17 protein-coding genes and 1 pseudogene are annotated in these 20,535 nt (G+C 71.2%); 7 read left to right on the forward strand and 11 right to left on the reverse strand.

The annotated features are described in order from the left end of the window. The 3 genes and pseudogenes from G5C51_RS26605 to G5C51_RS26615 all read right to left on the reverse strand — a co-directional run. A pseudogene (locus G5C51_RS26605) lies at positions 1-338 on the reverse strand (hypothetical protein); the annotation flags it as partial. A 42-nt stretch (positions 339-380) separates the two neighbouring features. Then, positions 381-671 (reverse strand): hypothetical protein, encoded by a 291-nt coding sequence (locus G5C51_RS26610; protein ID WP_165240756.1) that lies wholly within the window; start codon positions 669-671, stop codon positions 381-383. Positions 672-695: 24 nt separating this feature from the next. Beyond that, positions 696-1,640 carry a heme o synthase gene (locus tag G5C51_RS26615; RefSeq protein WP_165240757.1) on the reverse strand — a complete coding sequence of 315 codons (945 nt, stop codon included), beginning with the start codon at positions 1,638-1,640 and terminating at the stop codon, positions 696-698. A 259-nt stretch (positions 1,641-1,899) separates the two neighbouring features. Between G5C51_RS26615 and tkt the strand changes: the two genes are divergently transcribed. The 7 genes from tkt (at position 1,900) to G5C51_RS26650 (ending at position 10,951) form a co-directional block, all read left to right on the forward strand. After that, on the forward strand, positions 1,900-3,984 hold the full coding sequence (gene tkt / locus G5C51_RS26620) for a transketolase (protein ID WP_165240758.1): 2,085 nt from the start codon (positions 1,900-1,902) through the stop codon (positions 3,982-3,984). Between the two features lie 41 nt (positions 3,985-4,025). Continuing rightward, positions 4,026-5,144, forward strand: a complete 1,119-nt coding sequence (gene tal, locus G5C51_RS26625) for a transaldolase (RefSeq protein WP_165240759.1) — start codon at positions 4,026-4,028, stop codon at positions 5,142-5,144. Between the two features lie 5 nt (positions 5,145-5,149). Next, entirely contained in the window at positions 5,150-6,700 is a 1,551-nt protein-coding gene (zwf, locus tag G5C51_RS26630; RefSeq protein WP_165240760.1) for a glucose-6-phosphate dehydrogenase, read from the forward strand. Further along, positions 6,697-7,845, forward strand: a complete 1,149-nt coding sequence (gene opcA / locus G5C51_RS26635) for a glucose-6-phosphate dehydrogenase assembly protein OpcA (RefSeq protein ID WP_165240761.1) — start codon at positions 6,697-6,699, stop codon at positions 7,843-7,845. Before zwf ends, opcA begins: the two co-directional genes overlap by 4 nt. After that, positions 7,842-8,627, forward strand: coding sequence for a 6-phosphogluconolactonase (gene pgl / locus G5C51_RS26640; protein WP_165240762.1), 786 nt, complete (start codon positions 7,842-7,844; stop codon positions 8,625-8,627). The genes opcA and pgl overlap by 4 nt, the downstream gene beginning before the upstream one ends. 164 nt (positions 8,628-8,791) lie before the next feature. Beyond that, entirely contained in the window at positions 8,792-9,271 is a 480-nt protein-coding gene (locus G5C51_RS26645; RefSeq protein ID WP_165240763.1) for a Dps family protein, read from the forward strand. Positions 9,272-9,277: 6 nt separating this feature from the next. Continuing rightward, positions 9,278-10,951 carry an MDR family MFS transporter gene (locus tag G5C51_RS26650; RefSeq protein WP_476715141.1) on the forward strand — a complete coding sequence of 558 codons (1,674 nt, stop codon included), beginning with the start codon at positions 9,278-9,280 and terminating at the stop codon, positions 10,949-10,951. A 5-nt stretch (positions 10,952-10,956) separates the two neighbouring features. Here the strand turns inward: G5C51_RS26650 and G5C51_RS26655 are convergent, their stop codons facing one another. The 8 genes from G5C51_RS26655 to G5C51_RS26690 all read right to left on the reverse strand — a co-directional run bounded on the left by G5C51_RS26655 (position 10,957) and on the right by G5C51_RS26690 (position 20,304). Continuing rightward, complete coding sequence (locus tag G5C51_RS26655; RefSeq protein WP_165240764.1) at positions 10,957-11,664, reverse strand: RraA family protein; 708 nt, start codon at positions 11,662-11,664, stop codon at positions 10,957-10,959. 12 nt (positions 11,665-11,676) lie between these two features. Next, the gene (locus G5C51_RS26660; RefSeq protein ID WP_165240765.1) at positions 11,677-12,582 is read right to left on the reverse strand and encodes a bifunctional helix-turn-helix transcriptional regulator/GNAT family N-acetyltransferase; all 906 of its coding nucleotides are present in this window, start codon (positions 12,580-12,582) and stop codon (positions 11,677-11,679) included. An 81-nt stretch (positions 12,583-12,663) separates the two neighbouring features. Then, entirely contained in the window at positions 12,664-14,175 is a 1,512-nt protein-coding gene (locus tag G5C51_RS26665; RefSeq protein WP_165240766.1) for a PTS transporter subunit EIIC, read from the reverse strand. 75 nt (positions 14,176-14,250) lie between these two features. Then, complete coding sequence (murQ, locus tag G5C51_RS26670) at positions 14,251-15,183, reverse strand: N-acetylmuramic acid 6-phosphate etherase (protein ID WP_165240767.1); 933 nt, start codon at positions 15,181-15,183, stop codon at positions 14,251-14,253. A gap of 42 nt (positions 15,184-15,225) precedes the next feature. Then, positions 15,226-16,113 (reverse strand): MurR/RpiR family transcriptional regulator, encoded by an 888-nt coding sequence (locus G5C51_RS26675; RefSeq protein WP_165240771.1) that lies wholly within the window; start codon positions 16,111-16,113, stop codon positions 15,226-15,228. 58 nt (positions 16,114-16,171) lie between these two features. Further along, positions 16,172-17,278 carry a PP2C family protein-serine/threonine phosphatase gene (locus G5C51_RS26680; protein WP_240929939.1) on the reverse strand — a complete coding sequence of 369 codons (1,107 nt, stop codon included), beginning with the start codon at positions 17,276-17,278 and terminating at the stop codon, positions 16,172-16,174. Positions 17,279-17,406: 128 nt separating this feature from the next. After that, complete coding sequence (pgi, locus tag G5C51_RS26685) at positions 17,407-19,059, reverse strand: glucose-6-phosphate isomerase (protein ID WP_165240768.1); 1,653 nt, start codon at positions 19,057-19,059, stop codon at positions 17,407-17,409. A 9-nt stretch (positions 19,060-19,068) separates the two neighbouring features. Further along, on the reverse strand, positions 19,069-20,304 hold the full coding sequence (locus tag G5C51_RS26690) for an MFS transporter (RefSeq protein WP_165240769.1): 1,236 nt from the start codon (positions 20,302-20,304) through the stop codon (positions 19,069-19,071). Between the last annotated feature and the right edge of the window lie 231 nt (positions 20,305-20,535).

Here is a 20,535-nt window from a genome sequence, read left to right on the forward strand (position 1 = left end):
CCACGGCCCAGCACCCCACCCGGATCACCGTCAACGAGATACGTCCCGATCCCAGCCCCACGCAGCAACGCCCGCGCCGCCGCATACCCGCCCAGCTCACGCCGCCGCGCCAGATACAGCGCCGGACTGCAATGCGGCTCAAGCCCCAGCAACGGCGGACACCACCGCCGCAGCGCCCGCCCCAGCGGCGCGTCGAAGTGGGTCACCCCCGCGGGCGGCCGCCCCCGCGCCCCCGCCGCATCGCCGAGCAGCGTCTCGAAGGTGCCGATGCCAAGCTCGCCGTCGACGCCCGCAGGCGTCGCCGCGCCATGGCTGTGGTGGTCTACGAGCTCGGTCACACCCTGTCTAACGGCGCAACCTGAACTCGGTTCTCTTACGGGCTACAGCTGAATGCCCGCCATCCGCCGCCACTCATACGGCCCGGTGCGGACCTCCGCCGCCATCTCCCCGTCGAAGTCGTCCTGCACCGTCACACCCTGCGCCGCCTCCAGCGCCGCCTTCGCGGTCTCGACATCCGGCGCCACCTGGTCGCCCCACTCCCCGTCCTCGCCCACGAGCGAGATCCGAGCACCCATCTGCCCCAGATACGCGACCTGAGCGCGGGCCGAGCCGCCGTGCGCGCGCACGAAGGCGTCGATGTTCTTGGTGAGGCGAGCTGTCTTGTCGGTCATACGCCGAATGCTACCCGCAGGTAATTACCGAAGGAACGGGTCGATCGCCACAGCCATGAACAAGATCGTCACGTACGTGATCGACCAGTGGAAGAGCCGCATCTCCTTCAGCTTCGCCCCGGTCACACCCTTATGGGCGCGGGAGCGCAGCCCGTGCGCCTCCTTCAGCCACCAGCCGCCCGCGACCGCCGCCACCACGGGGTAGAACCAACCCGTATAGCCCAGCGGCCACAGCGCAAGCGAGACCACGACCATCACCCAGCTGTAGATGACGATCTGCTTGGCCACGACCTGGTTCGTCGCGATCACCGGCAGCATCGGGACGCCGACCCGCTCGTAGTCGTCCTTGACCTTCATCGACAGCGGCCAGTAGTGCGGCGGCGTCCAGAAGAACATCACCAGGAACAGCACCACAGCGGCCCACGACATGGAGTTCGTGACCGCGGACCAGCCGATGAAGACCGGCATGCACCCGGCGATGCCGCCCCAGACGATGTTCTGTGACGTCCGGCGCTTCAGCAGCATCGTGTAGACCACGACGTAGAAGAGATTCGCGCCCAGCGCCAGCGCCGCCGACAGCGGGTTCACCAGCAGCGCGAACCACGCGGTCGAGACCACCGTCAGCGTCAGCCCGAAGACCAGGCCCTCGCGCGGGCTGACGATGCCCGTCACCAGCGGCCGCTGCTCCGTGCGGTGCATGAGCGCGTCGATGTCGCGGTCCAGGTACATGTTCAGGGCATTGGCGCCACCGGCGGACAGATAGCCGCCGATACACGTGGCAAGGACCAGCCAAAGGTCCGGAACCCCTTGCGCCGCCAGGAACATCACCGGAACAGTGGTGATCAGGAGCAGCTCGATGATGCGCGGCTTCGTCAGCGCAACGAATGCCTTCAGACGGGCGCGGAACGGCCATTGCGCGGTGCTGTTGGTTCCGAGCACCCCGGCTGGTCGGGAATCGACGGCCGTCAAGAGACACCCCTGCTCACGCTCAACCATTGCTGATACGCCGTAACTCTAGACGGCCGTGCCGCGGACTCCTCCCCGGGGGTGGCTCGTGTCCTTCCGGTGTCCTCCCGGTGTCCTTCCGGAGCCCTCGACAGGCAGAAGCGGCCCGGCCCCGTCAGGCTGGTGGTGAGCGGGATAGGCTCGAAGCGTGTCCGGTGTGCATGCCTTCACCGGTTTCACCGGTTTTTCAACATGTTGTGTGTGAGAGGAGCCCTGACCGAGGGTGAGTAACCAGCCGACCACCGCCAGCCTCGAGTGGACCGAACTGGACGACCGCGCGGTCGATACGGTTCGCGTCCTGGCCATGGATTCCGTGCAGAAGGTCGGCAACGGCCACCCGGGCACGGCCATGAGCCTCGCGCCCGCCGCGTATCTGCTCTTCCAGAAGCTGATGCGGCACGACCCGTCCGACGCCGACTGGGTCGGCCGCGACCGCTTCGTGCTGTCGGCCGGCCACTCCAGCCTGACGCTTTACATCCAGCTCTACCTCTCCGGCTACGGCCTCGAGCTGGAGGACCTGGAGTCGTTCCGCACGTGGGGCTCGCTCACCCCGGGCCACCCGGAGTACGGCCACACCACCGGCGTCGAGACCACCACCGGGCCGCTGGGACAGGGCGTCGCCAATGCCGTAGGCATGGCGATGGCCGCGCGCTACGAGCGCGGTCTCTTCGACCCGGAGGCGCCCACGGGCGCCTCTCCCTTTGACCACACCATCTGGGCGATCGCCGGCGACGGCTGCCTGCAGGAGGGCATCTCCTCCGAGGCGTCGTCCCTGGCCGGGCACCAGAAGCTCGGCAATCTCGTGCTGCTGTGGGACGACAACCACATCTCCATCGAGGGCGACACCGAGACGGCCGTCTCCGAGGACACCTGCAAGCGCTACGAGTCCTACGGCTGGCACGTGCAGCGGGTCCCGGCCAAGGAGAACGGCGACCTCGACCCCGAGGCGCTCTTCGAGGCCATGAAGGCCGCCCAGGCCGTCACCGACCGGCCGTCCTTCATCGCCGCCCGCTCGATCATCGCCTGGCCGGCCCCGAACGCCCAGAACACCGAGGCCGCGCACGGCTCGGCGCTGGGCGACGAGGAGGTCGCGGCCACCAAGCGCATCCTCGGCTTCGACCCGGAGAAGTCCTTCGAGGTCGCCGACGAGGTCCTCGCCCACGCCCGCGAGGTCGGCGAGCGCGGCAAGCAGGCCCGTAAGGCCTGGGAGGAGACCTTCCAGGCGTGGCGCTCCGCCAACCCGGAGCGGGCGGCCGAGTTCGACCGCATCCAGGCCAATGAGCTCCCGGACGGCTGGGAGAAGGCGCTGCCGTCCTTCGAGGCGGGCAAGGCCGTCGCCACCCGCAAGGCCTCCGGTGAGGTGCTGAAGGCGCTCGGCCCGGTGATCCCCGAGCTGTGGGGCGGCTCCGCCGACCTCGCCGGCTCGAACAACACCACCTTCGCGAACACCTCCTTCCTGCCGGCGGACAATCCGCTGCCGGGCGCCGACCCGTACGGCCGCACCATCCACTTCGGCATCCGTGAGCACGCCATGGCCGCGGCCATGAACGGCATCACGCTGCACGGCCACACCCGGGTGTACGGCGGCACCTTCCTGGTGTTCTCCGACTACATGCGCAACGCGGTGCGGCTGTCCGCGCTGATGCACCTGCCGGTGACGTACGTGTGGACGCACGACTCGATCGGCCTCGGCGAGGACGGCCCGACCCACCAGCCGGTCGAGCACCTGCCGTCGCTGCGCGCGATCCCGGGCCTCAATGTCGTACGGCCCGCGGACGCCAACGAGACCGTCATCACCTGGCGCGAGGTGCTGCGCCGGCACACCAAGGTCTACGGCAAGGGCGCCCCGCACGGCTTCGCGCTCACCCGCCAGGGCGTGCCGACGTACGAGGCGAACGAGGACGCCGTCAAGGGCGGCTACACCCTCTTCGAGGCCGACGGCGGCACCCCGCAGGTGGTGCTCATCGGCACCGGCTCCGAGGTGCAGCTCGCCGTCGAGGCGCGCGAGCAGCTGCAGGCCGCGGGCGTGCCCACCCGGGTCGTCTCGATGCCCTGCGTGGAGTGGTTCGAGGAGCAGTCGCAGGAGTACAAGGACTCGGTCCTGCCGCCGTCCGTCAAGGCGCGCGTGGCGGTCGAGGCCGCGGTCGGGCTCACCTGGTACCGGTACGTGGGAGACGCCGGGCGGATCGTCTCGCTGGAGCACTACGGCGCCTCCGCCGACTACAAGAAGCTCTACGAGGAGTTCGGCATCACCGCCGATGCCGTCGCCGCCGCCGCGAGGGAATCTCTCGCCGCCGCCGGGCATTGACGCGTACGACTACCAAAGATCTAAACAGGAGTGCAGATCCCATGACAGACGCACTGAAGCGCCTCTCCGACGAAGGCGTCGCGATCTGGCTGGACGACCTCTCGCGCAAGCGCATCACGTCCGGCAACCTCGCGGAACTCATCGACCAGCAGCACGTGGTCGGAGTCACCACCAACCCGTCCATCTTCCAGAAGGCCATCTCCTCCGGGGACGGCTACGAGCAGCAGCTCACCGACCTCGCCGCCCGCGGCGTCACGGTCGACGAGGCGCTGCGGATGATCACGACCGCGGACGTCCGGGACGCGGCCGACATCCTCCGCCCGGTGTACGACGCCACCGACGGCGTCGACGGCCGGGTCTCCATCGAGGTGGACCCGCGGCTCGCGCACAAGACGCAGCCGACCGTGGCCGAGGCCAAGCAGCTGGCCTGGCTGGTGGACCGGCCGAACACGCTCATCAAGATCCCGGCCACCAAGGCGGGCCTCCCGGCGATCACCGAGGTGATCGGCAAGGGGATCAGCGTCAATGTGACCCTGATCTTCTCGCTGGAGCGCTACCGCGAGGTCATGGACGCCTACCTGGCGGGCCTGGAGAAGGCGAAGGCCAAGGGCCTGGACCTCTCCACCATCCACTCGGTGGCGTCCTTCTTCGTCTCCCGCGTGGACACCATGGTCGACCCGCTGCTCGACGCCCTCGGCACCGCCGAGGCCAAGGAGCTGCGCGGCAAGGCCGCGATCGCCAACGCCCGCCTCGCCTACCAGGCGTACGAGGAGGTCTTCGGCTCCGACCGCTGGGCGGCGCTGGAGCGGGACGGCGCGAACAAGCAGCGTCCGCTGTGGGCGTCGACCGGCGTGAAGGACCCGGCGTACAAGAAGACGCTGTACGTCGACGAGCTGGTCGCGCCCGGCACGGTCAACACCATGCCGGAGGCGACGCTGGAGGCCACCGAGGACGCCGGCGAGATCACCGGCGACACGGTGCGCGGCACGTACGCGCAGGCCCAGGCGGACATCGACGCACTCGCCGGCCTCGGCATCTCGTACGACGAGGTCGTGCAGAAGCTCGAGGACGAGGGCGTCGAGAAGTTCGCGGACTCGTGGAACGACCTGGTCAAGTCCACTCAGGCGGAGCTGGACCGACTCACCCCGAAGGAGGCGTAAGCGCGGTGTCACCTACCAGTGGGGGCACCCCACAGGGGGCGAATCCGCTGCGTGACGCCCAGGACCGACGGCTCCCGCGTATCGCGGGGCCGTCGGGCCTGGTGATCTTCGGCGTCACCGGCGACCTCTCCCGCAAGAAGCTGATGCCCGCGGTCTACGACCTCGCCAACCGCGGGCTGCTGCCGCCGGGCTTCTCGCTCGTCGGCTTCGCCCGCCGCGACTGGGAGAACGAGGACTTCGCCCAGGTCGTGCACGACGCGGTCAAGGAACACTCGCGCACGCCCTTCCGCGAGGAGGTGTGGCAGCAGCTCCAGGAGGGCTTCCGCTTCGTCCAGGGCGACTTCGACGACGACGCGGCCTTCGAGCAGCTCCGGCAGACCGTCGAGGACCTGAACAAGAAGCGCGGGACGGGCGGAAATTTCGCCTTTTATCTCTCGGTGCCCCCGAAGTTCTTCCCCAAGGTCGTGGAGCAGCTCAAGGAGCACAACCTCTCCTCCGACCCGGCCGGCGAGGGCTGGCGGCGCGCGGTCATCGAGAAGCCCTTCGGCCACGACCTGGAGAGCGCGCAGGAGCTCAACTCCATCGTGCACAAGGTCTTCGCGCCGCACGAGGTCTTCCGCATCGACCACTACCTCGGCAAGGAGACGGTCCAGAACATCCTGGCGCTGCGCTTCGCGAACACGATGTTCGAGCCGCTGTGGAACCGGTCGTACGTGGACCACGTGCAGATCACGATGGCCGAGGACATCGGCATCGGCGGCCGCGCCGGCTATTACGACGGCATCGGCGCCGCCCGCGACGTCATCCAGAACCACCTGCTGCAGCTGCTCGCGCTGACCGCGATGGAGGAGCCCGCCTCCTTCGACGCCAACTCGCTGGTCCGCGAGAAGATCAAGGTGCTGCAGTCCGTGCAGCTGCCCGAGGACCTGGGCAAGCACACCGTCTTCGGCCAGTACGCGGCCGGCTGGCAGGGCGGCGAGCAGGTCGCCGGCTATCTGCAGGAGGACGGGATCGACCCGAACTCCCGCACCGACACGTACGCGGCGATCCGGCTGAACGTCGACAACCGCCGCTGGGCGGGCGTCCCGTTCTATCTCCGTACGGGCAAGCGCCTGGGCCGCCGGGTCACCGAGATCGCGGTGGTCTTCCAGCGCGCCCCGCACCTGCCCTTCGACACCACCGACACCCAGGAGCTGGGCCAGAACGCGCTGGTCATCCGGGTGCAGCCGGACGAGGGCGTGACCGTGCGGTTCGGCTCGAAGGTGCCGGGCACCTCGATGGAGGTCCGGGACGTGACGATGGACTTCGCCTACGGCGAGTCCTTCACCGAGTCGTCCCCGGAGGCGTACGAGCGGCTCATCCTCGATGTGCTGCTGGGCGACGCCAACCTCTTCCCGCGCACCCAGGAGGTCGAGCTCTCCTGGAAGATCCTCGACCCGATCGAGGAGCACTGGGCGACTGGGCCGAAGCCGGAGGCGTACACCTCGGGCACCTGGGGCCCGAAGGCCGCGGACGAGATGCTCGCACGAGACGGAAGGGTGTGGCGGCGGCCATGAACATCGACCTCACCGACACCACGTCGAGCAAGGTCAACTCGGCACTGGTCAAGGCCCGCAGGGCGGCCGGGTACCCGGCCATCGGCATGGTGCTCACGCTGGTCATCGTCACCGACGAGGGCAATCACTACGACGCGCTGAAGGCCGCGAGCCAGGCGTCGAAGGAGCACCCCTCCCGCATCCTGGTCGTCATCAAGCGGCATGGCCGCACCCCGCGCGACCGGGCCACCGCCCGGCTCGACGCCGAGGTGCGGGTCGGCAGCGAGGCGGCGGCCGGCGAGACGATCCTGCTGCGGCTGCACGGCGAACTCGCCAACCACGCGCAGAGCGTGGTGCTGCCGCTGCTGCTGCCGGACGCCCCGGTGGTCGTCTGGTGGCCGGAGGACGCGCCCGACAAGCCGTCCGAAGACCTGCTCGGCCAGCTGGCCGCGCGCCGCATCACCGACGCCTCGGCCGCCGAGGACCCGGTGGGCGCGCTCAGCCACCGCGCGGACACATACGCGCCCGGCGATACGGACCTCGCCTGGACCCGGATCACCCCGTGGCGCAGCGTGCTGGCCGCGGCGCTGGACCAGAAGCACTCGCCGATCACCGGCGCGGTGGTGGAGGGCGAGGAGTACAACCCCTCGTCCGAGCTGCTGGCGCTGTGGCTGGCGGAGCGGCTCGGGGTGCCGGTGGAGCGGGACGTCTCCGCCGGGCCCGGGATCACGGCCGTACGGCTGATGACCAAGGACGGCGTGATCTGCCTGGACCGGCCGGACGGGTCGCTGGCGGAGCTGGCCGTACCGGGGCAGCCGGACCGGCATGTGGCGCTGCAGCGGCGCACGACCGCGGAGCTGATCGCGGAGGAGCTGCGGCGGCTCGACCCGGACGAGGCGTACGAGCAGGCGGTGTCCTTCGGGGTGCAGCGGCTGGCGACGCGCGGCACGGTGCCGAAGCTGGGCACGGTGCCGACGCACGCGCCGGTGCGGTCGGCGGAGCTCTCCACCGAGCCTTCCGCGGAGCCGGTCGCGGTCGAGGACCCGGTCGAGCCGCCGGCTCCGAACCGGGCCCCCGCCAAGAAGGCCGCCAAGAAGACGGCGAAGAAGGCGCCGCCCGCCAAGAAGACGGCCAAGAAGGCCCCTGGTAAAGGGCCGGCCAAGTGACCGTCGCGCCGCAGATCGTCGTCCACCGCGACAAGGACCTGATGGCGCAGGCCGCGGCCGCCCGGCTGATCACGAAGATCGTGGACGCCCAGGCGGCCCGCGGCTTCGCCTCGGTGGTCCTCACGGGCGGGCGGAACGGCAACGGGCTGCTCGCGGCCCTGGCCTCCTCCCCCGCCCGGGACGCCATCGACTGGTCGAAGCTCGACCTGTGGTGGGGCGACGAGCGCTTCCTCCCCGAGGGCGACGCGGACCGCAATGTCACGCAGGCCCGCGAGGCCCTGCTGGACGCGGTCCCGCTCGACCCGGCGCGGGTGCACGCGATGCCCGCGTCCGGGGGCTCGTACGGCGCGGACGCGGACGCCGCGGCGGCCGGCTACGCGGCCGAACTCGCCGCGGCCGCCCGCCCGGAGGACCACGGCCCGGTCCCGTCCTTCGACGTCCTGCTGCTGGGCGTCGGCCCGGACACCCACGTCGCCTCGCTCTTCCCCGAGCACCCGGGCGTACGCGAGACCGAGCGCACCGTGGTGGGCGTACACGGCGCCCCGAAGCCGCCGCCGATCCGGGTGTCGCTGACGCTGCCCGCGATCCGCGCGGCGCGCGAGGTGTGGCTGCTGGCGGCGGGCGAGGACAAGGCGAAGGCCGTCACCATCGCGCTGTCGGGCGCGGGTGAGATCCAGGCTCCGGCGGCGGGCGCGTACGGCCGCTCGCGGACGCTGTGGCTGCTGGACCGGGCGGCCGCCGCGGGGCTGCCGGCGCAGCTGTACCCGCCGGCGTCCGCGTAACACCTCCGAATATTGGTGACCTTGGTCCCGGGAGCGTCCGAGACCAAGGTCACCAATTGCGTTCCAGGGGCCTTTGACCAGTGAGTTGACTGGACTCACGGCCGTGTCGGGCGGGCACTATGACACCGTTCCACCCGATTCCTGTCCCCCTGGGAGGCACCGCAATGCAGACCACGCTGCACGAAAAGCCGCTGGCCGTCACCACCGAGACCCTGCAGGCCGGTCTGGTCGATCTGATCGACCTGGAGCTGCAGTCGAAGCAGGCGCACTGGAATGTGCACGGGCCGCTCTTCCGCGAGATCCACCTGCAGCTCGACGAGCTGGTGGGTGTCGCCCGCGAGTACGCCGACACGGTCGCCGAGCGCTGTGCCGCCCTCGGCGGTGTGCCCGACGGCCGCGCGACCACCGTCGCGGACGCCCGGCCGCTGCCGTCCGTATCCGGCGGGCAGCTCGACGACCAGGCCGTCATCGACGACATATGCGTGCTGCTCGGCGACATGATCACGCGGATGCGCGACCGCATCGGCGTCACCGGCGAGACCGACCCGGTCACGCAGGACGTCTTCATCACGCTGACGGCCCAGCTGGAGAAGCAGGCCTGGTTCTTCCGCTCCCACCGCCTGCCGGGCCACCACGGAGCCTGATCACCGATGCCGACCCAGCCCCAGCACGAGCAGTCGCAGCAGCCGATGACGCACCGCCGGATTCTGGAGGCCATGTCCGGCCTTCTGCTCGGCATGTTCGTCGCCGTGCTCTCGTCGACGATCGTCTCCAACGCCCTGCCGCACATCATCGCCGACCTCGGCGGCGGCGAGTCCTCGTACACCTGGGTGGTGACGGCCTCGCTGCTGGCGATGACCGCCTCCACCCCGCTGTGGGGCAAGCTCGCCGACCTGGTCAGCAAGAAAGTGCTGGTGCAGACGGCGCTGGTGATCTTCGTGCTGGGGTCGGCGGCCGCCGGCCTGTCGCAGAGCTCCGGGATGCTGATCGCCTGCCGGGTGGTGCAGGGCATCGGCATGGGCGGCATTACGGCGATGGCGCAGGTCATCCTGGCGTCGCTGATCGCCCCGCGGGACCGCGGCCGCTACAACGGCTATCTCGGCACGGTCTTCGCCGTCGCGACGGTCGGCGGCCCGCTGCTGGGCGGCGTCATCACCGACTCCGCGCTCGGCTGGCGCTGGTGCTTCTACGTCGGGGCGCCGATCGCCGTCGTCGCGATCGTCGTGCTGGAGCGGACGCTGAAGCTGCCGGTGGTCAAGCGCGAGGTGAAGCTCGATGTGACGGGCGCGCTGCTGATCGCCTCGTCCGTATCGCTGCTGCTGATCTGGGTGACCCTCGCCGGCGACACGTACGCCTGGATGTCCTGGCAGACGGCGGCCATGGTCGGCGGTGCGCTCGTGCTCGGCGCGCTGTTCGTGCTGACCGAGGCGCGGGCGAAGATGCCGATCATGCCGCTGAAGCTGTTCCGCAACCGCACCATCGCGCTGGCCGGCCTCGCGTCGCTGTGCGTCGGCGTGGCGATGTTCTCGGCGACGGTCTTCCTCAGCCAGTACTTCCAGCTGGCCCGGGGCGCCTCGCCGACGCGGGCCGGCCTGATGACCATCCCGATGATCGCGGGCCTGGTCATCGCCTCCACGACGTCAGGGCAGTTCATCTCGCGCACCGGCCGCTGGAAGCCCTGGCTGGTGACCGGGGCCGCCCTGCTCACCGGCGGCCTCGGGCTGCTGAGCACGATGCGGTACGACACCCCGTACTGGCACGTCGCCGCCTTCATGGCGCTGGTCGGGCTCGGCGTCGGCATGATGATGCAGAACCTGGTGCTGAGCACGCAGAACCAGGTGGCCCCGGAGGACCTGGGCTCGGCCAGCTCGCTGGTGGTCTTCTTCCGTTCCCTCGGCGGCGCGATCGGCGTGACCGCGCTCGGGGCCGTACTCGCGAACCGGGTCGGGCACTACACGGAGACGGGGCTGGCCGAACTCGGCCCGGAGGCGCGGAAGTTCCCGGGCGCGGGCGGCCACCACACGGAGTCGATCCCGCACCTGGACGCGCTCCCCGGACCGCTGCGCACGGTGATCGAGAGCGCGTACGGACACGGCATCGCGGATGTCTACCGCTTCGCGGCGCCGCTGGCGCTGATCGCCTTCGTGCTGGTGCTGTGCATCCGCGAGGTGGCGCTGCGGCGCGATCCGGTGGCGGCGCCCGCCGCCGAGGCCGCCGCGCCGCGTGAGCCGGAGCTCGCCGGTGTCCGCGCCACCCCGCACCGCAAGCCGGGCCACGCCCGCCTCACCGGCCACGCCCACGGCCACCATCGCGACGAGGGCTGACGCCCTCACTCCTCGATCGCGCCGCCCACGGTGCGCAGATGCTCGCGGAAGGTCAGCGAGGGCTCCTCCTGGCGCCGCGCCAGATAGCGGTCGAAGCCCACTTGGCTGCGCAGGGAGACCCCGGACCTGATCTGCTCCGCCTGCTCGCGCTCGGTGTCGCGGATCGTCTCCGCCAGCCCGAACAGTTCGTCGGCCCGTGCGGCCGGCACGAAGAGCACCCCGTCGTCGTCACCCAGGACCAGGTCGGCGCGGTCCACGGTCCAGTCGCCGACCACGGCGGACTCCAGGGCGTCGGCGGCACGGGGGTCGAGGCGCTGCGGCCCTGTGGGCAGTGCGCCGGTGCTGAAGACCGGCAGGCCGATGGCGCGGATGTCCGCGGTGTCGCGGTGCAGGCCCCAGATCACGACGCCTGCGACCCCGGCCTCCCGGGCCTCCAGCACCGCGAGGTCGCCGACGCACGCCTCGTCGGTGCGGCCGCCGTTGTCGACCACCAGGACATCGCCGGGGTCGGCCAGTTCGTACGCCTCCAGGAAGACGTCGACGCTGCCGGCGTGCCGGGCCGGCAGCACCCGGCCGGCCACCCGGCTCCCCGCTTCTACGGCGCGCAGCATGGCGGGCGCGCAGCGCACGGGCACGCGGGCGCGGATGCAGGCGTCCGCGAGGTGGGCCGTGGTCAGGGCGGCGAACCGGTGAACGAGCTCTTTGTGCTCCATGGCGGCCTTTCGTCAGGGCGCCGGGGTGGCGCCCGCGTCCAGGGACTTCTCGAACCAGTGGTGGGCATAGGGCTCGTCGTTGAAGGCGGGGACCTCGCGGTATCCGGCCGTGCGGTAGAGCTCGATCGCCTCGTCGAGTGTCCGGTTGGTCTCGAGCCTGAGGGTGCGTACGCCCCGGTCCGCGGCCCTGGCCTCGATCTCGGCGAGCAGCCGGCGCCCGAGCCCGAGGCCGCGCACCGCGGGTGCGACCCACATGCGCTTGACCTCCGCGCGGCTGTCGGGGCGGAACTTGAGAGCGACGCAGCCGACGGGCTCCTCATGCACCATCGCCACCAGCAGCAGCCCGGCGGGCGGGGTGAGATCCGCGTCGTCGGCCGGGATGCTGCGGGCCGGTTCGAAGCCGTCCGCGAAGCGCTGCCCGAGCTCGGCCACGTACGCGCGGATGCACTGGCGGGCCTCGGGCTGCCGCGGGTCCGCCACCGAGATGCGGACGAGCGAGGCGACGAGCAGCCGCTCGACCTCGGCCATGGCGGTGATCATCCGGTCGCGCTGCCGGGCCGTCAGCGGTTCGAGGATCGACGCGGCCAACTCGTCGGAGCGCCGGTCCAGTTCGGCCCGCTCCGCGAGCCCCGCCGCGGTGAGCCGCGCGGTGCGCACCCGCCCGTCGGTGCCGCCGGGGCCGACCTCGACCAGCCCGTCGGCCTGCAGCGCGCGCAGCAGCCGGCTCACATAGCCCGAGTCGAGGCCGAGCCGGGAGCGCAGCGCGCGCACCTCGCTGCCCTCGCCGCCGATCTCCCACAGCAGCCGCGCCTGTCCGAGGGAGCGGCCGCGGGAGAGATACGCGTCGTCCAGCGCGCCGACCCGCTGGGTGACCGTCCGGTTGAACCGCCGTACCCGCTCGACCAAGTCCTGCTCCATTCTCTGACTCTAGTCAGAGAATGGAGCCGCGCACCAGAAGGCCCCCGCCGACGAGTCGGCGGGGGCCTTGGCCGCGGAGGGTCAGGATCCGCTGTGCTGCAGCGCCGGCTGGGTTTCCGCCGGGGTTGCCGTGCCGCTCGCGACGACCTTCTCCGGTGCGGCCGGAGCCGTCTTCGGGTCCGCGTTCAGCTCGACCAGCATTTCCTTGCTGAAGCCGAAGAAGTACGTGAACAGGAAGCCGGCGAGGTAGCCGACCAGCAGCCCGCCCGCGTAGATCGCGATCGTGGCGCCCAGGCTGTGGTTGCCCTGGAGCAGCGGGAAGAGCGCCCAGCCGGACGGGCCGATGGCCGTGGAGCCGACCTTGTCGCCCATCATCGAGAACATCCCGACGAAGCCGCCGCCGAGCGCGCCACCCGCGCAGGCCGTGATGAACGGGCGGCCCAGCGGCAGCGAGACACCGTAGATCAGCGGCTCGCCGACACCGAGGAAGCCGGCCGGCAGCGCGGAGCGGATCGTCTTGCGGATCGAGGCGTTGTTCTTCAGCTTCAGGTAGACGGCGACGGCCGCGCCGACCTGGCCCGCGCCCGCCATGGCGAGGATCGGCAGCAGCACGGTGAAGCCCTGCTGCTCGATCAGCGTGGTGTGGATCGGGATCAGCGCCTGGTGCAGGCCCATCATCACCAGCGGCAGGAAGAAGCCGCCGAGCAGCAGGCCCGCGAAGGCGCCGCCGTTGTCGAGCAGCCAGTTGGCGGCGTGGCCGATGCCGGTCGCGATCTCGCCGGCCACGAACATCAGGCCGAAGATGGTGACCAGGCCGGTCAGCAGCACCACGAGGGTCGGCGTGACCAGCACGTCCAGTGCCTCCGGCACGACGCGGCGAATGCGCTTCTCCAGGAACGCCGCCAGCGCCGCGGCGGCCAGCGCGCCGAGCACGCCGCCCTGCCCCGGGGCGAGCTTCTCGCCGAAGACGGAGATGTTCTCCACGCCCGGGAAGACGATGATCGCGGCGACCGCGCCACCGAGGACCGGCGTGCCGCCGAACTCCTTGGCCGTATTGATGCCGACGAAGACCGCGATCAGCGACATAAAGCCGGAAGCCATGGCCGCCAGCGCCGGGACCACCGACGGCAGCCAGCCGAGGTTGGTCAGCAGGCCGTTGAGACCCGCGATGATGCCGCAGCCGATCAGGGCCGGGATCAGCGGCACGAAGATGTTCGCGATCCGGCGCAGGAAGAGCTTGAACGGCGTCGCGTTCTTCGCCTTCCGCGCGGCCCTCATCTCGGCGCCCTGCGCCGCCAGCTCATCGGCGGAGACGGCGTGCGCCTCCGCGGGCCGCTGCTCCTCGACCAGGGCCTCGAACTCCGGGGTGACGCGGGCGACCTTCCCGGGGCCGATGACGATCTGGTACGTGTCGTCCTCGACGACTCCCAGGACGTCGGGCAGCGCCTTCAGCGCCTCGTCCTGGACCAGCGAACGGTCGCGCAGACCGAGCCGCAGCCGGGTCATGCAGTGCTCGACAGAAGTGACGTTGCCGGCGCCTCCCACGAGGGGGAGGATCGCGACGGCGATGTCGCGGTTTGCATTGGTGCTCATGGCGGTGCCTGTTCTTGCTGGGGGTCCGGGGCTTCGCCCCGGATGCATTTCGTCCTTGAAATTCAGCGAAATCGGTTACGCCGCGCGCAGCGCGTCCCGGAGGTGGCCGCCGCTCTCGTCGAGCAGGCGGGCGGCGGTGGAGCCGTCGACGCCACCGAGAATGGCGAGGATGGCGTTCTTGACCTCGCCGCCGGTGGCGGCAAGAGCGGACTCGATCTCGTCGTCCGGCGCACCGGTCGCGAGCGAGACGATGCGGCGGGAGCGGGCCCGCAGCTTCTCGTTGGAGGCGCGGACGTCGACCATCAGGTTTCCGAAGGTCTTGCCGAGCCGGATCATGGTCAGCGTCGAGATCATGTTGAGCACGAGCTTCTGGGCCGTACCGGCCTTGAGCCGGGTGGAGCCGGTGAGCAGCTCGGGCCCGACGACGACCTCGATGCCGTGGTCGGCGGCCGCCGCCAGCGCGGAGCCGGCGTTGCAGGACAGCCCGACGGTGAGCGCGCCACGCCGGCGGCCCTCCTCGACGGCGCCGATCGCGTACGGGGTGCGGCCCGAGGCGGAGATGCCGACGACCACGTCGTCCGCGCCGACGCCCAGCTCGTCCAGGTCCTTGGCGGCCAGCTCCTTGCTGTCCTCCGCGCCCTCGACGGCGGTCACCATGGCGGCGGGACCGCCGGCGATCTTGCCGACGACCTGCTCCGGCGCGGTGTTGAAGGTGGGCGGGCACTCGCTCGCGTCCAGCACGCCGAGCCGCCCGGCCGTGCCGGCGCCGAGGTAGATCAGCCGGCCGCCGCGCGCCATCCGCTCCGCGGCGCCGTCGATGGCGGCGGCGATGGCGGGCAGCTGCTTCTCGACGGCGGCGGGGACGGTGGCGTCCTCGCGGTTCATCAGCCGGGCGATCTCCAGCGTCGGCAGCTGGTCGATCTCGGCGAGCTCGGGCCGGAACGCCTCGGTGGTCAGCGTCTCCAGCTGCGCGCGCAGGTGTGCGTAGTCCGGGGTGGCGGTGGTCATGTGCGGCGGCTCATTTCCGATGGTGCTGGTGCGGGTGGGGGGTCAGTGGGATTCGGGTCGTACGCGCCGGTGCACCAGCGCCTCGTACGAGGCGGCCAGCGCGGGCGCCGCACGGTCGTGGGTGCGCTGCGCGACGCCGGTGAACAGGCAGTCGACGACGAAGTGCTGGCTGGTGCGGCTGGACATCGCGGCCGGGCGCAGCTCGCTCTCCCGCGGCGCGGTGGTGGCGAGCACCAGGTCGGCGTGGTGCGTCACCGGGCTGCCGGGCCGGCTGGTGACGGCGACCGTGGTGGCCCCGCGGCGGGCGGCGATCCGGAGCGACTCGATGACCTCGCCGGTGGCGCCGGAGTGGGTGATGGCCACGGCCACGTCGGTCGGGCCGAGCTGGACGGCGGTGGTGACGGCCAGGTGGGTGTCGGTGTGGGCGTGCGCGATCAGGCCGATGCGGAGCAGCTTCTGCGCCAGGTCCTGGCCGGCGAGCGCGGAGGCGCCGATGCCGTAGATGTCGACGCGGCGGGAGCCGGCGAGGGCGGTGACGGCGGCCTCGAGCTGCGCGACGTCGAGCCCCGCGGCCGTATCGGCGAGCGTCTGCCGCTCGTCGGTGGCGAGCTTGGCGACGACGTCCGTCAGCGGGTCGTCGACGGCTATGTCCGCGGTGACGGAGGGCGAGTCGGTGGCCTGCTGCTGTCCCGCGTAGCCCGCGAGGGCGAGGCGGAAGGCGCGATAGCCGGTGTAGCCCAGCTCGCGGACGGTGCGGACGACGGTGGCCTCGCTGGTGCCGGTACGCTCGGCCAGCTCGGTGACAGTCAGCTGCGCGCACCCTGCGGGGTCCTCGGCGACGACCTCGGCGACGCGCTGCATGGAACGCGACATCGTGGGCGCCAGCGCCCGGATCCGGGCCGGGAGCGGGCTGCTGAAGGTTTCCGTCATCATTGAGGTCACACCTGAAACATATTTTCAAAGCCGCCCGCGAGCAATGTGGCTTTGGTCACGAATCGACCGGGACTTCCGGCCCCCGGCGGCGGAGAATGACCAGGGCGGAGTCGTCGCCCGGCGGCCCGCCCGCGTACTGCACCACCTGCTGCCACAGGTCGGCGAGCACCTGCCCGGGCGAGCGTCCGACGGGCAGCCGGGCATAGCGCTCGGCGAGCGGAAAGAACTGCCCGGCGGCGTCGCGCGCCTCCAGGATGCCGTCCGTGACCAGCAGCAGCTCCTCGCCGGAGGCGAGCTCGGCACAGCCGGGCCGGCCGGCCCCGGCGGTGTCCACGAGGCCGAGTCCGAGCGGGGGTTCATGCTCTACGGGGACCTCGCACACGTCCCCGTCCGCGGTGCGCAGCAGCGGCGCCGGATGGCCGTAACTGAGCAGCTCGCACCGCCCGTCGGCGGCGACGCCGACCAGCAGGACGGTGACGAAGTCCTCGGAGCCGCCCTCGCGTTGCAGCGCCCGGTCGATGCGCTCGGCGATGCGGCACAGCCGCGGCTCGTCGTGTGCGGCCTCGCGGAAGATGCCCAGGGCGGTGGCGGTGGCGCGGACGGCGGGCAGTCCCTTGCCGCGTACGTCCCCGATGACGGCGCGCACGCCCCACGGGGTGGCGAGCACGTCATAGAGATCGCCGCCGATCAGCGCCTCCTCGGCGGCCGATACGTAACGGGCCGCGATCTCGACGGGCCCCGCGCAGACCGGCAGCGGCCGGAGCAGCGCCCGCTGGGTGGCGTCGGCCACCAGGCGCACGTCGGCGAGTTCGCGCTCGCGGCGTACGCGATGGCGCTGCACGATGAGGCCGACGACGGTGGCGCCGACCACGGCGACCACGTGCGAGAACAGATGATCGGCGCTGTCCCCGTCCCACCAGCTGAGGAGCAGCACCACCGCGAAGGCGAGCACGCCCGCGCCAACGACCGAGCGGGCCCGGCCGTTGACGGCCACCAGGCCGGGGACGACGGTCACGGCCGCCGAGATGGTGACGTCCTTGTCGTAGGCCATGTCGACGGCGACGACCGCGACAAGCAGCACCATGCCGAGGGCGGCCTGCCGCCGACGGGTCCGTTCGGCGGCACGGCCACCGTCGGGGAAGTACATCCGGGTCGCGGGCATGCGCTCAGCCTCCGGCGGCGCGGAGGTGCTGGGGCGCCGTACGAGGCGTCTGACCTGCGCGGTCCACCCGAACGGCGGAGGGCGGCGCTGGGCGGGGCTGCCCTGCCCCGGCCAGCGCCCCGTGCCGCCTAACGCCCCCGCAGCGCGCGGTATCGCGCGACCAGCGCCGAGGTCGACGCGTCCAGCCCCGGGACCTCCGCGCCCTCGGTCAGCGCGGGCTCGACCCGCTTGGCCAGGACCTTGCCCAGCTCGACGCCCCACTGATCGAAGGAGTCGATGTTCCAGATGGCGCCCTGCACGAAGACCTTGTGCTCGTAGAGCGCGACCAGCTGGCCGAGCACCGACGGCGTCAGCTCAGCGGCGAGGATCGTCGTCGTCGGGTGATTGCCGCGGAAGGTGCGGTGCGGCACCTGCTCGGCGGCGACGCCCTCCGCCTCGACCTCCTCGGCGGTCTTGCCGAAGGCCAGCGCCTGCCCCTGCGCGAACAGGTTCGCCATCAGCAGGTCGTGCTGCCCGGCCAGGTCACCGAGCTCGGCGATCGGCCGGGCGAAGCCGATCAGATCCGCCGGGATCATCTTGGTGCCCTGGTGCAGCAACTGGTAGTACGCGTGCTGGCCGTTGGTCCCCGGCGTGCCCCACACCACCGGCCCGGTCTGCCAGGACACCGGATTGCCCTCGCGGTCCACGGACTTGCCGTTCGACTCCATGTCGAGCTGCTGCAGATACGCGGTGAACTTCGACATGTAGTGGCTGTACGGCAGCACCGCATGCGACTGCGCGTCGAAGAAGCCGCCGTACCAGACACCGAGGAGGCCGAGCAGCAACGGCGCATTCGCCTCCGGCGGCGCGGTCTTGAAGTGCTCGTCGACGAGCCGGAATCCGGCGAGCATCTCGCGGAAGCGGTCGGGTCCGATGGCCAGCATCAGCGACAGACCGATCGCCGAGTCGAACGAATACCGCCCGCCGACCCAGTCCCAGAACTCGAACATGTTGGCCGTGTCGATGCCGAACTCGGCGACCTTCTCACCATTCGTCGACAGCGCGACGAAGTGCTTCGCCACCGCCGACTCGTCGGCGGCGAGGCCGTCGAGCAGCCACTTCTTCGCCGCCTTGGCGTTCGTGATCGTCTCGATCGTGGTGAAGGTCTTGGAGGCGATGATGAAGAGCGTCGTCTCCGGATCGAGGTCGCGGACCGCCTCATGCAGGTCCGCGCCGTCGACATTCGATACGAAACGGAACGTCAGATCCCGTGCGGTGTACGGCCGCAGCGCCTCGTACGCCATGGCCGGGCCGAGGTCGGAGCCGCCGATGCCGACATTGACGACCGCCTTGATGGCCTTGCCGGTGTGGCCCTTCCACTCCCCCGAGCGGACCCGGTCGCTGAAGGTGGACATCTTCGTCAGGACCTGATGCACGCCCTCGACGACGTTCTCGCCGTCGACGTCGATCACCTCGGCCGACTGCGTCCGCAGCGCGGTGTGCAGCACGGCGCGGTTCTCGGTGATATTGATCTTGTCGCCGCGGAACATCGCGTCGCGCAGCTCCGCGACGCCGGTGGCGGCGGCGAGATCGCGCAGCAGCTGCAGCGTCTCGTCGGTGACGAGCTGCTTCGAGTAGTCCAGCGTCAGGTCGCCGACCTGAACGGTGTAGCGTTCCGCGCGCTCGGGGTCGGCGGCGAAGAGCTCGCGCAGATGGGTGTCCCCGAACTCCTCGCGGTGCTTGCCGAGGGCGTTCCACTGCGGGGTCTGATCGAGCCTGGGGCGTGCATTCGTATCGGCCATGGGCCCAACCTAATTCATCCCGGTTCGTGCCGCCGGTACGAGGGTGAGCACGCAGGCCGCCATCAGCCCTGCGGCCAGCAGCGCGGGTGCGTTCAGCCCCCACAACTCGGCCACCACACCGCCGAGTAGCGCGCCCGCCGGCGCCACCCCGCCGGAGAGGGTACGGAAGGCGGCGCTGACCCGGCCGGTCATCCCCTCGGGGGCACGCTGCTGCATCGCGGTCACCTCGGTGACATTCCAGACCATGCCGAGGAACCCGAAGACGGCGAGGGCGACGACGGCGGCGGCGAGCTCCCGGACCAGCCCGAGACCGAGCAGGGCGAGCGCCTCGATGACGACGCCGTAGATCAGCACCCGCACCTGGCCCACCCGGGCCGTGATCCGCGCCGCGACGAGGCCGCCGCTGACCGAGCCGATGCCGTACGCGGTGATCACGGCGGCGTATCCGGCATTCCCGGAGCCCAGCCAGCCCGTCACATGCAGCACGAGGGTGGCGATGAGGGCGCCGACGCCGACGCTGGAGAGGCCGTTGCTGAGACAGATGCTGCGCAGCACGCGGTCGTGCCAGACGGCCCGCAGCCCTTCGGCTATGTCGCGCCGGATGGTGGCCCCCGAGGGCTGCGGCTTCCGTACGGACTCGGGCACGGGGACGGTCGCGACCAGGGCCGCGGCGAGGAGGAAGGTGACGGCATCGACGGCATACGGGGCGGCGAGTGCGATCCCGAGCAGCACGGGGACGACAGGGGCGCCGATGAACCGCATCGCGACTTCCTGGCCGGTCATGAGGCGGGCGTTGGCCGTCGCCAGTTGCTCGCGCTCGACGACGGCGGGGAGCAGGGCGGTCGCGGCGTTGTCGAAGACGGTCTGGAGGGAGGTCAGCGCGAAGGCGACGACGCAGAGCAGCCAGATGGTGGCGACGTCCTGCCAGACGGCGACGGCGAAGGCCGCCATGAGCAGTCCGCGCAGGGCGTCCACCCCCCACATGGCGCGGCGCTGGTCGACCCGATCGGCGATGGCTCCGCCGAGCAGGCCGAAGACGAGCCAGGGGAGGAAGAATGAGGCGGTCACGAGGGAGACGAGGAGGGGCGAGTCGGTCAACTGCACGGCTAGGAGGGGCATGGCCGCGCCGCGGAGTGCGTCTCCTGTACGGGAGAGGACAGCGGCACCGAAGAGGCGCCCGAAACCGCCTCGCCAGGGCAGCGATGCTGCGCCGGCCGTCTCCTTGTTGACCACCTCGGATGTCATGCCCGGGACGCTATCGGCGGGGGCTGACATGGCGCCTCGGGCGGATGCCTTATCGGGGGGCCTCAGATTTGGTCGACGTACGCCGCTGCTGCCGCCGCCGCCGCCGTACGGGCGGCTTGGCATCGGATGGTGACGGCCGCGTCGCCGGGTCTCGTACGGGCGCGGTGCGAGTGGGAGGCTGGCTACGGAAGGGAGAGGGGGCGGGGCGGCTTTACGCTGCCGGGCGAGAGC

This window comes from Streptomyces coryli (genome assembly GCF_011044975.1).
In the GTDB taxonomy this organism is placed as follows: Bacteria; Actinomycetota; Actinomycetes; order Streptomycetales; family Streptomycetaceae; genus Streptomyces; species Streptomyces coryli.

Excerpts from the sequence above, each read along its gene's own strand:
- G5C51_RS26610 (WP_165240756.1), bottom strand. The coding sequence starts at position 671 with ATGACCGACAAGACAGCTCGCCTCACCAAGAACATCGACGCCTTCGTG.
- tal (WP_165240759.1), top strand. The coding sequence starts at position 4,026 with ATGACAGACGCACTGAAGCGCCTCTCCGACGAAGGCGTCGCGATCTGG.
- opcA (WP_165240761.1), top strand. The coding sequence starts at position 6,697 with ATGAACATCGACCTCACCGACACCACGTCGAGCAAGGTCAACTCGGCA.
- G5C51_RS26645 (WP_165240763.1), top strand. The coding sequence starts at position 8,792 with ATGCAGACCACGCTGCACGAAAAGCCGCTGGCCGTCACCACCGAGACC.
- G5C51_RS26650 (WP_476715141.1), top strand. The coding sequence starts at position 9,278 with ATGCCGACCCAGCCCCAGCACGAGCAGTCGCAGCAGCCGATGACGCAC.
- G5C51_RS26655 (WP_165240764.1), bottom strand. The coding sequence starts at position 11,664 with ATGGAGCACAAAGAGCTCGTTCACCGGTTCGCCGCCCTGACCACGGCC.
- G5C51_RS26660 (WP_165240765.1), bottom strand. The coding sequence starts at position 12,582 with ATGGAGCAGGACTTGGTCGAGCGGGTACGGCGGTTCAACCGGACGGTC.
- G5C51_RS26665 (WP_165240766.1), bottom strand. The coding sequence starts at position 14,175 with ATGAGCACCAATGCAAACCGCGACATCGCCGTCGCGATCCTCCCCCTC.
- murQ (WP_165240767.1), bottom strand. The coding sequence starts at position 15,183 with ATGACCACCGCCACCCCGGACTACGCACACCTGCGCGCGCAGCTGGAG.
- G5C51_RS26675 (WP_165240771.1), bottom strand. The coding sequence starts at position 16,113 with ATGACGGAAACCTTCAGCAGCCCGCTCCCGGCCCGGATCCGGGCGCTG.
- G5C51_RS26680 (WP_240929939.1), bottom strand. The coding sequence starts at position 17,278 with ATGCCCGCGACCCGGATGTACTTCCCCGACGGTGGCCGTGCCGCCGAA.
- pgi (WP_165240768.1), bottom strand. The coding sequence starts at position 19,059 with ATGGCCGATACGAATGCACGCCCCAGGCTCGATCAGACCCCGCAGTGG.
- G5C51_RS26690 (WP_165240769.1), bottom strand. The coding sequence starts at position 20,304 with ATGACATCCGAGGTGGTCAACAAGGAGACGGCCGGCGCAGCATCGCTG.